The 15,448-nt window shown below is 71.5% G+C and carries 10 protein-coding genes; 6 read left to right on the plus strand and 4 right to left on the minus strand.

Annotated features, from left to right (window positions below):
- Positions 1-29 precede the first annotated feature (29 nt).
- Positions 30-1,568: an AMP-binding protein gene (locus ACIO9K_RS31080; RefSeq protein WP_363585658.1), complete on the plus strand. Its 1,539-nt coding sequence runs from the start codon at positions 30-32 to the stop codon at positions 1,566-1,568.
- Between the two features lie 48 nt (positions 1,569-1,616).
- Here the strand turns inward: ACIO9K_RS31080 and ACIO9K_RS31085 are convergent, their stop codons facing one another.
- A complete protein-coding gene (locus ACIO9K_RS31085) occupies positions 1,617-2,399 on the minus strand; it encodes a LuxR C-terminal-related transcriptional regulator (RefSeq protein WP_400334884.1) in 783 nt (260 codons plus the stop codon).
- A 159-nt stretch (positions 2,400-2,558) separates the two neighbouring features.
- Here ACIO9K_RS31085 and ACIO9K_RS31090 point away from each other — a divergent pair, with 159 nt between their 5' ends.
- Positions 2,559-3,386 carry a TIGR03084 family metal-binding protein gene (locus ACIO9K_RS31090; RefSeq protein ID WP_400334886.1) on the plus strand — a complete coding sequence of 276 codons (828 nt, stop codon included), beginning with the start codon at positions 2,559-2,561 and terminating at the stop codon, positions 3,384-3,386.
- A gap of 64 nt (positions 3,387-3,450) precedes the next feature.
- Here ACIO9K_RS31090 and ACIO9K_RS31095 read toward each other — a convergent pair whose 3' ends face one another.
- Entirely contained in the window at positions 3,451-5,454 is a 2,004-nt protein-coding gene (locus ACIO9K_RS31095) for an error-prone DNA polymerase (RefSeq protein WP_400334888.1), read from the minus strand.
- Positions 5,455-5,736: 282 nt separating this feature from the next.
- Here ACIO9K_RS31095 and ACIO9K_RS31100 point away from each other — a divergent pair, with 282 nt between their 5' ends.
- A complete protein-coding gene (locus ACIO9K_RS31100; RefSeq protein WP_400334890.1) occupies positions 5,737-7,284 on the plus strand; it encodes a serine/threonine-protein kinase in 1,548 nt (515 codons plus the stop codon).
- A gap of 22 nt (positions 7,285-7,306) precedes the next feature.
- Here the strand turns inward: ACIO9K_RS31100 and ACIO9K_RS31105 are convergent, their stop codons facing one another.
- A complete protein-coding gene (locus tag ACIO9K_RS31105) occupies positions 7,307-8,419 on the minus strand; it encodes a DNA polymerase thumb domain-containing protein (RefSeq protein WP_400334892.1) in 1,113 nt (370 codons plus the stop codon).
- Complete coding sequence (locus ACIO9K_RS31110; RefSeq protein WP_400334894.1) at positions 8,416-11,844, minus strand: DNA polymerase III subunit alpha; 3,429 nt, start codon at positions 11,842-11,844, stop codon at positions 8,416-8,418. Before ACIO9K_RS31110 ends, ACIO9K_RS31105 begins: the two co-directional genes overlap by 4 nt.
- Before the next feature lie 380 nt (positions 11,845-12,224).
- Between ACIO9K_RS31110 and ACIO9K_RS31115 the strand changes: the two genes are divergently transcribed.
- From ACIO9K_RS31115 to ACIO9K_RS31125, 3 genes are all read left to right on the plus strand, one after another.
- Positions 12,225-13,037: a DUF1963 domain-containing protein gene (locus tag ACIO9K_RS31115; RefSeq protein ID WP_400334896.1), complete on the plus strand. Its 813-nt coding sequence runs from the start codon at positions 12,225-12,227 to the stop codon at positions 13,035-13,037.
- Positions 13,038-13,328: 291 nt separating this feature from the next.
- Entirely contained in the window at positions 13,329-14,495 is a 1,167-nt protein-coding gene (locus ACIO9K_RS31120; protein ID WP_400334898.1) for an ATP-binding protein, read from the plus strand.
- A gap of 141 nt (positions 14,496-14,636) precedes the next feature.
- Complete coding sequence (locus ACIO9K_RS31125) at positions 14,637-15,416, plus strand: hypothetical protein (protein ID WP_400334900.1); 780 nt, start codon at positions 14,637-14,639, stop codon at positions 15,414-15,416.
- The last annotated feature ends 32 nt before the right edge of the window (positions 15,417-15,448 follow it).

Below are 15,448 nucleotides of genomic sequence, written 5' to 3' on the forward strand. Positions count from 1 at the left end.
GCGGGCGGCCGGGAGAGGACAGTGGGCGCATGCAGATTCCACTCTCCGTGATGGACTTCCTCGACCGGGCCGAGCTGGTCTACGGCGACCGGGTCGGCATCGTCGACGAGCCGGTGCAGCCGGCCGAATCCTGGGGCGAGCTGAGCTACCGCCGGGTCGCCGAACTGGCCCGGGCGCAGGCGGCCGGGCTGGACCGGCTGGGTGTCGGGCCGGGCGAGCGGGTCGCCGTCGTGTCGCACAACTCGGCCCGGCTGCTGACCTCCCTGTTCGGGGTGAGCGGGCACGGGCGGGTGCTGGTCCCGGTGAACTTCCGGCTGAAGGCCGAGGAGGTGGCGTACATCGTCGAGCAGAGCGGCGCGTCCGTCCTGCTGGTCGACCCCGAACTCGCCGACGCGCTGGACGGGGTGGCGGCCAAGCACAAGTTCGTGCTCGGCGCGGACAGCGACGCGCTGCTGCACGACTTCGACAACTCCCCCCGGCGGTACGAGATCGCCGAGAACGACACCGCCACGATCAACTACACCAGCGGAACCACCGCCCGCCCCAAGGGCGTTCAGCTCACCCACCGCAACATCTGGCTGAACGCGGTACTGATGGGCCTGCACTACGGCGTCGGCGACCGGGACGTCTACCTGCACACCCTGCCGATGTTCCACGCCAACGGCTGGGGCCTGCCGTTCGCCCTCACCGGGCTCGGCGCCCGGCACATCGTGCTGCGCAAGGTGGACGGCGCGGAGATCCTGCGCCGGGTCGAGCGGCACGGGGTGACCTTCCTCAGCGGGGCGCCCGCCGTGGTCCAGATGGTGCTGGACGCGGCCGCCGAGTGGGACGGCCCGGTGCCGGGCCGGGACCGGGTGCGGATCGTGGTGGCCGGCGCGCCGCCGCCGACCTCGGTGGTGCAGCAGGTCGAGTCCGAGCTGGGCTGGGAGTTCATGCAGCTCTACGGCCTGACCGAGACCTCCCCGGCGGTCACGGTCAACCGCTCGCGCGCCGAGTGGGACGCCCTGCCCGCCGCCGAACGGGCCGAGAAGCTGGTGCAGGCGGGCGCCCCGGCGCTCGGCACCCGACTGCGGGTCGACGCCTCCGGCGAGGTCCTGGTGCGCTCCAACACCGTGCTGGACGGCTACTGGCAGCAGCCCGCGGCCACCGCCGACGCCCTGCGGGACGGCTGGTTCCACACCGGCGACGGCGGCGTCCTCGGCCAGGACGGCCAACTGACCATCTCGGACCGGAAGAAGGACGTCATCATCAGCGGCGGGGAGAACGTCTCCTCGATCGAGGTGGAGGACTGCCTGTACGGCCACCCGGCGGTCGCCGAGGCCGCGGTGATCGGAGTGCCGCACGAGAAGTGGGGCGAGACCGTCAAGGCGCTGGTGGTCCTCCGAGAGGGCCAGGAGGCCGTCACCGAGGCCGAGTTGATCGCGCACTGCAAGCAGCGGCTGGCCGGCTACAAGTCGCCCACCTCGGTGGAGTTCCGGGCGGCCCTGCCGCGGACCGCCACCGGGAAGCTACAGAAGTTCCGGCTGCGCGAGCCGTACTGGACGGGGCGGGATCGGCAGGTCGGCTGAGGCCCGCCACCGGCCGACCGGGCGCGCCCACCGGCCGACCGGGCGCGCTCACCGGTCGACCAGGCCGGACTCGCGCGCCGCCAGGGCGAGTTCGGTGCGGTTGCGAACACCGAGCTTGTGCATCGCGGACTTCAGGTAGCCCGTCACGGTGTTGCAGGTGAGGCCCAGCCGGGCGGCGATCTCCGGGTTGGTCCGGCCGGTCGCCGCCCAGCGCAGCACCTCGTGCTCGCGCGGGGTCAACGGCCTTACGGGGGCGGCCCGTCGGGGCGGCGCGGACCGCCAGGCGGCCGCCCCCGCGAGGGCCCGGGTCGCGGTCGCGGCCAGTTCGCCGACGGCGGCGATCCGCACGTCCCCGAACGGGACGACGGCGCGCAGCGACGCGTACACCACGCCGTACACGGTGTCGCCGTGCAGCAGCGGCACGGTGAGCATCGCGTACAGGTCCTCGGCGCTGACGGCGGCGTCGTGGTCGTGCGAGATCGTGGTGGCGGCACGGTAGTCGGGCACCCAGCTGGGCGCCCGCTCGGCCAGTGCCCGCCCGCCCAGGCCGGTGCCGGTCGGGACGGCCCGGTCGTGCAGCAGGTCGGCCCGGGTGCCGGCCCAGTGGCGCAGCACCATGCCCGCATCGCTCTCCCGGGGCCCGGACGACGGCTGCGGCACGCCGACCAGTCCGACGTCGGCCCCGCACTCGGCCACCACCCGCCGCGCGAGGTCGCCGAGCACGGCGTCCCGCACCAACTCGGCGGCGCGGGCGGCGAGCCCGGGATCGTCCGGGTGCGCCGGGGTGGTGAGGGTGTCCGCGGCCCCGGGGCCCGTCTTCGCCCTTGTCATCGCGAGATTGTCACACGCGGCACGGCCGCTGGCGAGAGTGCTGACGTGGGTGTTCCCCGCGTCTTCGACGGAGTGGCGGGCGCGGCGGCCGGTCCGGGCGTAGGGTGCGGCCGTGGCTTACCGGCGGGTAACGCGCCGGACCCGGAAGGAGGGAAACCGATGACGGACCCGAACGCCCCGACGACGCCCGCGGCGGACGTCCTGACCGCGCTGCTGGACGACCTGCGGGCCGAGAGCGCGGCGCTGGACGCCCTGGTGGCCGGGCTGGACCCGACCGGCTGGGCGCGCCCGACGCCCGCCGAGGGCTGGACGATCGCGCACCAGATCGCCCACCTCGCCTGGACCGACGACTGGACGGCGCTGGCCGCGCGCGACGCGGACGGCTTCGCCGCCGCGCGCGACGAGCGTTTCGGCACGCTGCCGGCCGCCGGCGTCGACCCGGTGGACGAGGGCGCGGCCGGCGGCGCGGCCGGCGCACCCGCGGACCTGCTCGCCCGCTGGCGCGCCGGCCGGGAGGAGGTGTCGGCCGCACTGGCCGCCACCCCGGCCGGCACCCGGCTGCCGTGGTTCGGCCCGCCGATGAAGCCCGCCTCGATGGCCACCGCCCGGCTGATGGAGACCTGGGCGCACGGCCAGGACGTCGCCGACGCGCTCGGCGCCGCCCGCGAGCCCACCGCCCGGCTGCGGCACATCGCCCACCTGGGGCTGCGCACCCTCGGCTTCGCGTTCACCCTGCACGGGCTGCCCGCCCCCGAGTCGCCCGTCCGGCTCGAACTGACCGCGCCCGACGGCGGCCTGTGGACCTTCGGGCCGGACGGCGCCACGGACCGGGTGACGGGCCCGGCCCTGGACTTCTGCCTCCTGGTGACCCAGCGCCGCCACCGCGACGACCTCGCCCTCACCGCCACCGGCCCCACCGCGACCGCCTGGCTCCCCATCGCCCAGGTCTTCGCCGGCGCCCCGGGCAAGGGGCGGACGCCCGCCTGAGCTGACCGGGTCGCCATCTGCGGCGGTGCGGACGGCAGGCCTGGAGGCCACCCCCCTGCCCCGCTCAGAGTCCGATCCGCAGCGGGGTGAGCCGGGTGGCGATCAGGTTGGTGGCGCCGCGGTCGCGCTCGATGCGGCCGTGGACCAGCAGGCCGGCCCGGTCGAGGGCCGTGCGGCGCTGGGACTCCCAGACCGGGCGGTTGCAGACCACGTTGATCAGGCCGGTCTCGTCCTCCAGGCTGAGGAAGAGCACCCCGCCGGCCGTCGGCGGCCGCTGCCGGTGGGTGACCAGGCCGCCGACCACCACCTCCGATCCCGGTGCCGCGTCCGGGAGTTCGGCGGCGGACAGGGCGCCGCCGCGCTCCAGGCGGGCGCGCAGGTGCTGGAGCGGGTGGCTGGTGGCGGAGGTTCCGGTGGCCCACAGGTCGGCGATGGTCTCCTCGACCGGGCTCATGCCGGGCAGCGGCGGCGCCTCCGTCCCGGGGGTGGTCCCCGGGATCAGTGCGGCCGAGATACCGGCGAACGCACCGGCGGTCCACAGTGCCTGACGCCTCGTCAGTCCGAAGCAGCCGAAGGCGCCCGCCGTCGCCAGCGCCTCCAGCGCCGGCGCGGGCAGACCGGTACGGCGCGCGAAGTCCTCCAGGTCGGCGTACGGTTGACCGGCCGCGATCGCCGCGGCCTGCGGGGCGCCGATGCCGCGCACCGTCTCCAGGCCCAGCCGGATCGCCGGCTGCGGGCGGCCCGCGGTCAGCGGCGGCTCCGGCGTCGGCCCCCGGTACGGCTCCAGGGTGGGGCGCGGCGCGCTGGCGTTGACGTCCACCCCGCGCACCCGCACGCCGTGCCGCCGGGCGTCCGCGACCAGGCTCAGCGGCGAGTAGAAGCCCATCGGCTGGTTGGCCAGCAGGGCGCAGGTGAAGGCCGCCGGGAAGTGGTACTTGAGCCAGGCGCTGGCGTACACCAGGTAGGCGAAGCTGATCGCGTGGCTCTCCGGGAAGCCGTAGTTGGAGAACGCCTCGATCTTGCCGTAGACGTCCTCGGCGACCTCCTCGGGGATGCCGCGCTCGGCCATCCCGCCGAGCAGCCGCTCGCGCAGCCGGGCGACCCGCTCGTGCGAGCGCTTGGCGCCCATCGCCTGCCGCAGCCGGTCCGCCTCGGCGGGCGTGAACCCGGCGCAGTCGATGGCGAGTTGCATCATCTGCTCCTGGAACAGCGGCACCCCGAGGGTCTTGCCGAGCGCGTTCTCCATCAACGGGTGCGGGCAGCCGGCCGGTTCGGCGCCCGCCCGGCGGCGCAGGTACGGGTGGACGGAGCCGCCCTGGATCGGGCCGGGCCGGATCAGCGCGACCTCGACCACCAGGTCGTAGAAGTGGTCCGGCTTGAGCCGGGGCAGCGTCGCCATCTGGGCCCGCGACTCGACCTGGAACACGCCGACGGTGTCCGCCCGGCGCAGCATCGCGTACACGCCCGCGTCGCCGTCCGGGATGGTGGCCAGGTCGTAGCGCAGGCCGTGGTGCTCGGCGACCAGGTCGCAGGCGTCGTGCAGCGCGGCGAGCATGCCGAGGCCGAGCAGGTCGATCTTCACCAGCCCGGCGCCGGCCGTGGACTCCTTGTCCCACTGCAGCACCGAGCGCCCGGGCATCCGGGCCCACTCGGTCGGGCAGATCTCGCCGATCGGCTCCCTGGTGAGCACCATGCCGCCCGAGTGGATGCCCAGGTGGCGCGGCAGGCCGTGGAGTTGGCCGGCGAGCGAGAGCACGTCGGCGGGGATCACGGCGTCCGCGCCGGGCGCGGAGCGGAAGTCGGTCTGCCGGCTGAACGCGTCCACCTGGCCCTGCGGGTAGCCGAGCACCCTGGCCGCGTCGCGGATCGCCAGCCGGGGCCGGTAGGTGATCACGTTGGCGACCTGCGCGGCGTGCTCGCGGCCGTAGCAGCGGTAGACGTACTGGATGACCTCCTCGCGGCGGCGGTTCTCGATGTCCAGGTCGATGTCGGGCGGCCCGTCCCGGGCGGTGGACAGGAAGCGCTGTTTACCGAGTGCGGGATTGTCCGTATCGGCTCTGAACTGCACTGATGCGTCGCGTAGGTGTCCGCAACGCAGCGGTCGTGGCGCCGAGGGGGTGCAGTCGGGCCCGCGGCAGTGCATGGGTTCACGCCGAGCCGCCCGAGTTCAGCAGAACGGAGCGGCAGGGGTCGGTGGCCGTCCGCGGCAGTGGCGCCCGGAGCGAAGGTCCACTCAAGCGCCGCAGGGCACCCGAGGAGTATTTGTTGCGCCGACGACAACCAATAGTGCTATTGTTGCCAGTGTGACAACCATTTATCGGAGGTGCCTGTTATGACTCGTCTGGGTGGAGTGAGTGAGGTTGCGGATCTGCTGGGTGTCAGTCGGCAGCGGCTGGCGGCCCTGCGCAACGGCGGGAGCTTCCCCGACCCGGTAGCAGAGATCGCAGTCGGTCCGATCTGGGATCTCGATGAGATTCAGGACTGGCTCGGCTCCGGGCTGCGGAGGTCATCGGCGGGCCGGCCGACCGCGGCGGAGGCCCGGCGCATCCTGGGTGACCGGTTCATCTTGGAGGAGCCGAAGCTCGACAGCGGCGGGTTCGCCGACGTTTATCGGGCGGCTGACCGCAAGACGGGCAAACTTGTCGCGGTCAAGGTGCTCCGGGATGTGACCAACATCGAGCAAGAGGCGGCTGTCCGGTTCCGCCGCGAACTGACATTCCTTACCGAGAAGCTGACCCACCCCAACGTCATCCCGGTCATCGCGCATGGCGATGGGAGCGACTCGGATGAGATTTGGTACGCCATGCCGCTGGCCCGAGGAAACCTCCACGATGTCGCCGGGCAGTTCACGGGCAACCTTCCGGCGATCGCCGACGTGATGCGCCAGATCAGCGCCGGTCTGCAGTACGTTCACGAAGCCGGGGTTCTCCATCGCGATCTTAAGCCCGCCAACATCCTTCGGACCGCCGAAGGCGGTTGGGCGATCAGTGACTTCGGCCTCGCCCGGGAGACCGAGCGCAAGAGCGAAGCACTCACCTCGACGCTCGCCCAGGGGCTCGGCACCTACGTGTACGCCGCGCCCGAGCAGTGGATCAAACCGAAGGATGCCGACGAGCGGGCCGACGTCTTCTCGCTCGGCAAGATCCTCCAGCACCTTGTCACCGGCGAACTTCCTCTGTCCGACGACAGTATCCCCAACGGTCCGCTCCGGCCGGTGATCCTGCGAGCAACTGCGAAGCATGCGAACCGCTACCGCACCGCAGCCGAACTCATGAACGCCATCGAGACGGCGTTGGAGGCCGACAAGATCACATGGAAGGCGCCGAGCGACATCGCCGACATCCTCGCCCCTCGATTGAAGGCGAAGGATGCCGACCCGATCGCCATCGAGGAGTTCCTGAGTTGGGCTCAGCGCATCGACCGTGATGACGTCCTGGCCCAGCAGCAGGTGGAGCGGGTCCTCACGAGCATGTCCACGGAGGGCATCGAGCTGTGCTGGCAGACGGACAGCGCAGCATTCGTGACGATCTACGAGAACTTCTGCTTCTGTGTGAGCGTCTCCTCGTTCCCCTTCTCACACTGTGACGTGATCGCCGACTTCGCCAAGCGCGCGGTCCAGGTCACCAACGAGATCGAGATCCTTCGGCTGACCGTCAACACCCTCCCCGAGCTCGGCCGGTCTCACAACCGCTGGCACGTCCGGGATGTTCTGACTGACCTCCTGCAACCCATCCGGGACGCCGCAACCGCGTTGGTGGCGCTGGAAGCACTCCAGGCGGCTGACCCCAACGACGTCGCCTGGTCGATCAACGACTTCGTCCAGCGATCCCTCCACCCTCTCCTCCGGGACGGAATCAAGGAGATCAAGAAAGCCGACCCTCTGACCGCCGCATCCTGAAACGTCTGAGCGCCGAGCTCCCTCAGAGCCTGGCGCGCGGACGTTCAGGGGGGTCTGTGCAGTGAGCGAGGGACGCAGGACTGTCCCCTGATCCGCGGAACAGCGGACGACCTGAAACGGCGTCTGAAGGACTCGGACGCCGTCTCGGTGCCAGGAGTGCGGCTGGGCGTACGGCGCCGGTGCCGAAGCGTCGGCTGGTCCGGTCGATGACAGGTTCCAGGGTGCGGGCGTCTTCGATGGACCGGTCGAAGGTCAGCTGCTCGGCGGTCCCGGCCCCGTCGGTCAGCTCGCCGACCCGGGCGATCACCACCCGTACGCGCGCCCGCTGCAAGCCGAGTGCGGAGAACAGTCCGTACAGCGTCTGTTGGAGGGCAGGGGTGTGGGCGGTGGGCTCGCGCAGGGTGCGCGAGCGGGTGGTGGCCGAGCGGTCGGCGTAGGTGACCTGCAGCTCGACCGTGCGGGCGACCTGTCCGGCAACCCGCAGCCGGGCCCCGAGGTCGGCTGCGGCGGCGAGCAGGGCGCGGCGCACTTCGGCGGGGTCGAGGACGTCGCGGTCGAAGCGCTGAGCACTGGTGATGGTGGCGGGCGGTCCGGCTGGGCTGACGGTACGCCGGTCGGTGCCGTGGGCGCGCTCGTGCAGGAGACGGCCGGTGGAGGCACCAGCGATACGTTGCACGGTGGCCAGCGGGAGATCGGCCAGGCCACCGATCGTCTCGATCCCGTACCGGACCAGGGAGCGCTCCAGGGCAGGCCCGACCCCGGGCAGTGCCCGCACCTGACGGCTCCTCAGGAAGTGCTCCAGCTCAGCCGGGTCGTCAGGCAGCATCCGGACGGTACCGGGTGCGGCGGTGTCGACGGCCAGGGTGGCCAGCATGCGGCTCGGCCCGACCCCGCCCGTGCTGATCAGCCCGTATCGGGCGGCGAGCCGGGTCTGGAGCCGGTCCGCAAGCTCCGCCGGGGACTGCCCGAAGTACCGCGTGGCACCAGCCAGGTTTAGGAGCGCGCCGTCCGGAGGGAGTGCCTGGACGATGGGGGTGATGTCGCCGAGCACCGTGAACAGTTCGCGGTAGGTCTCAAAGCTGGCGCAGTGGAAGCGCAGGTGAAGAATCGTCACCGTGCTGTTGGTATTGGTCATCCGGCGCTCCCCTGACTGGCGTGCCACAGCCTCCCGGCGCCACCACCGGCTCGCCCACCAGGGTCCGGCCGGGCTGCCGGGACCGCATCGTCGCCGCTGTCGGCGGCGGAGTGTGGCGTGGGTTCGGTGGCGAGCAGGGCCCGGACGGCGGCGGTACCGCCGGCGCGATGGGTGTCGGCTACCTCCTGCAGGTTCCAGGCCCGGGCGCCGACGACGGTGACCGACTTGCCGCGGCGCGAGACGGTGCCGCGCGCCAGCAGCAGGAAGTGGTGGAAGAGCGGGTAGGCGGCCTGTTCGTGGGAGTCGTCGAAGAACGCGAGGTCGACCTGGCCACCTTGGCCGCCGTCGTCCAGTGACACGAAGATGGTGCGGCGGCCGGAGCGCATCGGCGGGGTTTGGATAGCGACTTTCGCGCCGGCCACCAGCACGGTCTCGCCGGTTGGCTGGTCCTTCAGCCGGTGGGAGGGGGTGACGCCGAGCTCGTCCAGCAGCGGGTGGAGCGGCTCCATGAGGTGCCGGGAGGCGTCCATGCCGATGACCTCCAGCTCGGCCTGCAGCTCCTCGCCGACCGTCATCGCGGGCAGACCGCTGCCTCCGGCTGTCGGTGCGGTGGCAGGGGTGAGGACGAGCTGGTCCGGGATGGCGTTGGTGCGGTGCTGGCGGTGGAGTTCGTCGATCTGCAGGAGTAGGTCGCGGCGGCCCGCGCCCGGGGCGAGGGTGGCAAACGCGCCGATCCGGGCCAGGCGGTCGGCGATCGGCTGAGAGGGCCGGGCGCGGGCCCAGAAGTCGGCGAGGTCGTGGAAGAGCTGACCCTCTTGGATGCGCGCGGCCTGTTCGGCGGTAATGCCGCGGACGTCGGCCAGCGACATCCGCAGGCCCAGGCGGCCGTCCGGTAGTTGCTCGGTTCGGTAGTGGGCGGCGGAGTGCTGGACGTCGAGCGGGAGGATGGGCACGCCGCGGCGGCGGGCGTCGGCCAGGACGAGCCGCTTGGGGTACATGCCGGGGTCGTGTTCGAGCAGCCCGGCGTAGAACGGCGCCGCGTAGTGCGCCTTGAGCCAGGCGGACTGCAGGGTGGGTAGGGCGAACGCCACACCGTGAGAGCGGGCGAAGCCGTAGCTGCCCATGTTCTCCAGCATCCGCCAGACCTCATCAATCACCTTCTGCTCGTAGCCGGCCTCGGCGGCCCGCTGCCGGTACCAGGCCTGAAGCTTGGGCAGGCGCTCGGGCTTGGCGAGGGCGCGCCGGGCCTCCTCGCCCATCGCCAGGTCAGTGCGGGTCATCACCGAGAACAAGCCGATGACCTGCTCGTTGAAGATGACCACGCCGTAGGTGGAGCGCAGCCATGGCTCCAGGTCGGGGTGGGGGTAGATGGCGGACTTCTTGCCGTGCCGGCCGAGAAGGAACGGGCGGATCATGTCGGCCTGGACAGGACCCGGGCGGAACAGCGAGATCTCGGCGACCAGGTCGGCGAAGGTCTCCGGCTGGAGCCGGCCGAGCAGGTCCTTCTGCCCGGGGGACTCCAGCTGGAAGACGCCCAGCGACTCGCCCTCGCGCAGCAGCTCGTAGGCGGCCGGGTCGGTCAGCGGCACCTGGGTGGGGTCGTCCAGGTCGATCCGCTTGCCGGTGGTGCGCTCGATCTCACGCACCGCGTACGCCATCGAGCTCTGCATACGCACTCCCAGGACATCGAGTTTCAGGAGCCCGAGGCCGTCGCCTTCGACATCCTCCTTGTCGAAGACCGTGGCAGGGAAGCCCTCGGTGGCGGTGGGGACGACGGGCGTGCGCTGCAGCAGAGTGGCGTCGGAGAGAATGACGCCGCATGGGTGCATGGCGGTACCTCGAGGCAGCGCGTCCAGTCCCTCCACCAGGTCCCACAGTCGCCCGTACCGGTCAGCGTGGGCGGCGACCTGCCGCAGCTCCGGCAGCTCGCGCATCGCCGTGCGGGCCGAGCGGGCAGTGATGTGTGGGAAGGCCTTGGCAAGGCGTCCGACCTCGTCCGGGGGCAGGCCGAGGGCGAGGCCGGCGTCGCGAATCGCCCACCGCACCCGGTAGGTCTCCGGCATCGACAGGGTGCAGACCCGGTCAGTGCCGAACCGGTCCATGATGCGGCGGTAGACCTCCAGGCGGCGAGCGGACTCCACATCGATGTCGATATCCGGCAGGGACCGGCGGCGTAGGTTCACGAACCTTTCCATGATCAGCTCATGGTCGAGCGGGTTGGCGAAGGAAATGCCGAGCAGGTGCACAACCAGGCTGCCCGCACCGGATCCTCTCGCTTGCACCCGGATCCCGAGTTCCTTTACATCGTCGACGACCTGAGCGACCGTCAGGAAGTACGTCGGCCAGCCCAGGGTTTGGATGACCCGCAGCTCCTCTTCCAGGCGGGCGCGCATCGTGGCGGAAAGGTCGTAGCCGTGGCGGACCATCGCGGCCTCGCATCGCTGGCGCAGGGTCCGGGCCGAGGTGCCGGGGGCCGCGCCGATGACGTGCTCCTCGGGGAAGTGCACGCGGCCGATCCCCAAGTCGGCCTGCGGGTCGAGGCGGCAGTCCGAGGCTGTGCGGGCGGTGGTTGCCAGCAGGTACGCGGCCCCGCCATGCTCCTGGCCTGCCGCGTGGACCACCTCCTCAGCAAGCTCGGCCATCTCGGCGGCGCCCTTCAGCCACCGCTCCCCGTTGCAGGTCCGGCCAGACTGGATCGGGGTGAGCAGGCGCGCGGAGTCGAGGACGTCGGCGATCGGCGCCTGCCCGGGGTCCGCGTAGCGGACTGCGTTGGTGATGACGGCGAGCATGTCCAGCTCAGCCGCGAGGCCAACGGTGCGGGCGGCCAGGCGAAGGGAACCGGGCCCGGTGCCGGTACGACGATGGTGCACGGCTTCCAACCGGAGATGTTGCCCGTAGACCTCGCGCCAGGGGGCCAGCAGTCGGGCGGCCTGGTCCTGGCGGCCAGCGGCGAGGGCCAGCATCGGTTCGGACGCCGGGCCGAGCAGCGCGGTCAGGCCCTCAGCGTGCTGCTGGATCGCGGCCCAGGGGGTGATCGGCTGACCGCCGCCAGCCTGCTCGCGGGCGGCCCAGGCGGCGGTGATCAGCGCGCACAGGTTGGCCCAGCCAGTACGGTCCTGGGCCAGCAGTGTGATCCGGGGCGCGGTGTCGGCGACGAAGACGCCGCCCCGGGCGGGTGTCCGCCCTTTCTGCAGAGCGGGCTCGGCTGGACGCAGGAACGGGACCGCGAGGTCGGCGCCGAACACCGGCCGGACTCCAGCCCTGGCGCAGGCCTGCGCGAACCGGACCGCTCCGGCCACGGTGTCGCGATCGGTGAGAGCCAGCGCCGTAAGGCCCCGCTCAGCCGCCCGTTCGACCAGCCGACCGGGCAGCGAGGCGCCGTAGCTCACCGAGTAGCCGGAGGCGACATGCAGGTGCGCGAACACACGGCACCACCTCCAGCTCCTGCGGTCAGCCCCCTTCGTTGTCGTCCGGCTCCCCTCCGGCCCTTCTAGCGTAGACCGTATTCGATAACTTGTTCGAATCACGAGTCAAGGCATTACCCCAGGTAGAGCAGCCACATGCAACCGGTCGAGACGGATGCCACTTGATCAACGGCAGTTGTCACCCTGGCCGACGTGCAAGTGGAGCACGCCACCACCATCGCCCTCCGGCCAGGTCAGCCTCGGCACAGGCGCCGGGGCAGTGCCGGCGGGGCGGATCCGGCGACGCACGAAAGTGCAGCAGATTAGTTCTTAGCGGACGTTGTTCGATCACCGGCGGATCTCTGGTGCGTCCGTGCCGCAGTCGCATGTACGGTCCGCAGGTGACCCGTCGAACTCCACCGCGCCCCTTGAACGTCGAGGAGCTGTTCCCCGAGATCGCCCCGCTCGGCAGGGAGGCTGTGCGGCTGCACCCGCGTGCGGGTGAGCCGACGTGCCGCGACAGCTCGGTGGGCGGCCCGCTGCGGTGGCCGGCGCGGGAGCCCTGGCCGGAGTGCCCAGAGCACCCGGGATCGCCGATGATCCCGGTCGTCCAGATCTACCGCTCTGACCTGCCGGGCCTCGTGCCCTTCCCGGACGGGTGCGACCTGCTCCAGTTGCCCTGGTGCCCGCGACGCCATGACGGCCAGTGGGTCGTGCCGCTGGTCCGCTGGCGGTCTGCGGCGGCGGTCGGGCAGGTCCGGCAGCCTCCGCCCGTCCCGGCGGAGGCCGGATACGGAAAGGTGCCGCGGCCGTGCGTCGTGTACCCGGAGCTGGTGACGGAGTACCCGAGCTGGGACCTGCCGCAAGAGCTCTGGGACGCGCTGGAGGCCCGCTTCGAACAGGTGGAGCAGGAGACGGGCTGGGACTACCAGTACCACCTCTCCACCGCGCCGGGCATCAAGCTCGGCGGCTACCCCGGCTGGTGCCAGGACCCGCGGTGGCCCGCCTGCCCGGACTGCGGGGCACTGATGGACCACCTGCTGACCGTGGAAAGCACCGAGGAGTCCGACTCGCGGCAGGCGTGGACCCCGGTCGAGGACCGCGACGGCCGGATCGAAGGGCCGGGCCTGCGCCTGGGCGACCTGGGTGGGGTCTACCTCTTCGAGTGCCGCGCATGCCCTGGGCGCCCGTTCACCCATCGCTTCGACTCGTGAGTGTCCCGTCGACACCGCGGCGCTGGAAATCTCCGTTGCCCTGGAGGCGTTCCGAGACAGCGTGCGAAGCACCGAAATTGGGGACCTCGGGGCCGTCGGGAATGGCATCGTACGCGGCTTGGGCGAGCCCGCAGCCGTACTCCCGCGGCAGTTCGTGACCCCATTGCCGACCACCTCCGGACAGGCACTCACACGCCCGCCCACGCCTTCGGCAAACGTGTCCTGACCTGGTGTTTTCCCGGGATTCGCCTAGGCTAGGGAGTTCTGCCGGGCACCTTCGGAGGGGACATCGTGAGTGAGGAAGCCATCAGGTACGACGCCAGCCACATCCAGGTACTGGAGGGGTGGGAGGCCGTTCGAAAGCGGCCCGGGATGTACGTCGGCTCGACCGGTGAACGCGGCCTGCGGCAGCTGGTGTTCGAGGTCGCCGACCGGGCGGTGAACGAGGTCTTGGCCGACCGCGCCAGCCGCGTCGACGTCACTCTCACGCCCGACGGCGGCGTGTGTGTCGCCGACGACGGGCCGGGCGTTCCCATTGACGAGGCAGAGGGCACCGGCGGTCCCAACCTCGAAGCCCTGCTGACCCGCATGCAGGCCGCAGTGAGGCCCGGTGACCGTCACGAGGTGACGCTCGGCCTCTGCGGCATCGGGCCCTCCGTCACCAACGCCCTGTCGCGCCGGATGACGTCCGAGGTGCGGCGCGAGGGAGTCCGCTGGATCCAGGAGTACGCGCGCGGCATTGCGGTCGCCCCGCCCACTCAGGCGGGTCCGGCGACCGGAAGCGGGATCACCATCGTGTTCTGGCCCGACGCCGACATCTTCGGAACCGCGGAGTGCTCCTTCGACGGGCTGGCGGATCGCTTCAGGGAACTTGCCTTCCTGAACCGGGACCTGGACATCTCGCTCACCGACGAGCGCTGCCCGGTCGAGCCCCGGTCGGTGCGATTCCGGTTCCCAGGCGGGGCGAGGGACTTCGTCGCCTTCCTCGACGAGCAGGAGGGGGCACCCGTTCACCCGGACATCATCGACTTCGAGCGGGAAGACCTGCGGATGGCGGGGACAGTGGAGGTTGCCCTCCGCTGGTCCGGCTCTCGCGAGGAGCAGGTCCGCAGTTTCGCCAACAGTCGGCCCACCACCGGTGGCGGCTCGCACGTAGTGGGCTTCCGCGACGGGGTGGCGGCCGCGCTCAACGCGTACGCGCGGGAGCGGTTGCTGCTGACCGCGACGGACCCCGATCTCAGCGCCGACCAGATCGGTGAGGGCCTGACGGCGGTCGTGTCGGTGAAGCTGGACGATCCCGAGTTCCAGGGCGCCATCCGCGACGTGCTGGGCAACACCGCAGTGCGAGCCTGCGTCGGACAGGCCGTCCAGGAACACCTGGGCAGGTGGCTGGAGGAGCACCCGGAGCGGGCCGCAGCCGTCCTCGACCGGATCGTCGAGGCTGCCCGCCGGGACTGACCGGCAACGGACCGCCCTGCCGGTTCCCGGAAACGGGACCAGCGGGGCGGTCGACAGCTTTGGCCGCCCGCCCGCACCTCCTCGGCCAGCCGATCCTGGCGAAAATGACGCCGCTGATGCGCTTCTGGCTAGGCTGCGGGCATGACGGAGCACCTTGGATTCGGCGCGATGCTGGCGTGGTTGCTGGACCACAGAGAGCTCAGCGTAGAGGCGCTGGCCGACCGAGTTGGGTTGGCTGCGGACGACATCCGCGCGGTGCTCGTGGGGGAGGCCCCCAGCGAGGGGCTGCTCCGGCGGCTCGCGCCTGCGTTGGGTTTCCACGCCCTCGATCTGTTCATCCTCGCAGAGCTGGAAGTCCCGGACGACTTGGCACCGTTGGACGCTGCGGCCGAGCGATGGGTGCGGTACGTCGTGGCGGATGCGGTGCACCTGCCAGTGGCGGGACGGCATGACGTGCTGCAGCTCATCCGCTCGCTGCCGCAGGAGGAACGGCCTTCCGGCTTCGCCCCGAAGCGGCTTGAACACCTCGCCAATGATCCGGGCGCTTGGATCATCCGCATGCTCCGGTACCGCAACTTGAGCTGGACGGGCATGGCACACACCATGGCGGTCGTGACGCCCACATATCTGTCGGCGGCCACCTACGGCGTGATCGGCACCGGTCGCAAGAACCTGACACCCCGCTTGGTGACGGACTTCGCCGCCCTACTGGGCATCAACGCCCACGAACTGGCTGCGCTGACGGGCGTCGTTCTGCCTGAGATGCCACGGCCTCCGGTCCCTGAGGCTGTGGACGCCGCGGCACTGCTGTGGGAGGCACGCCGCCTGTCTGCCGCCCAGGTACGACACGTCTCTGAGCTGGCGCGCTCTATGCGCGGGGACTCCCCTGACGGCAACCGCATCAACCTGCGTGGCTCATGACAGCTGCTGAACCGGCTGCAGGGGACTGTCGC

Origin of the sequence: Kitasatospora sp. NPDC087271, assembly GCF_044744605.1 — a bacterium.
Taxonomy (GTDB): domain Bacteria; phylum Actinomycetota; class Actinomycetes; order Streptomycetales; family Streptomycetaceae; genus Kitasatospora.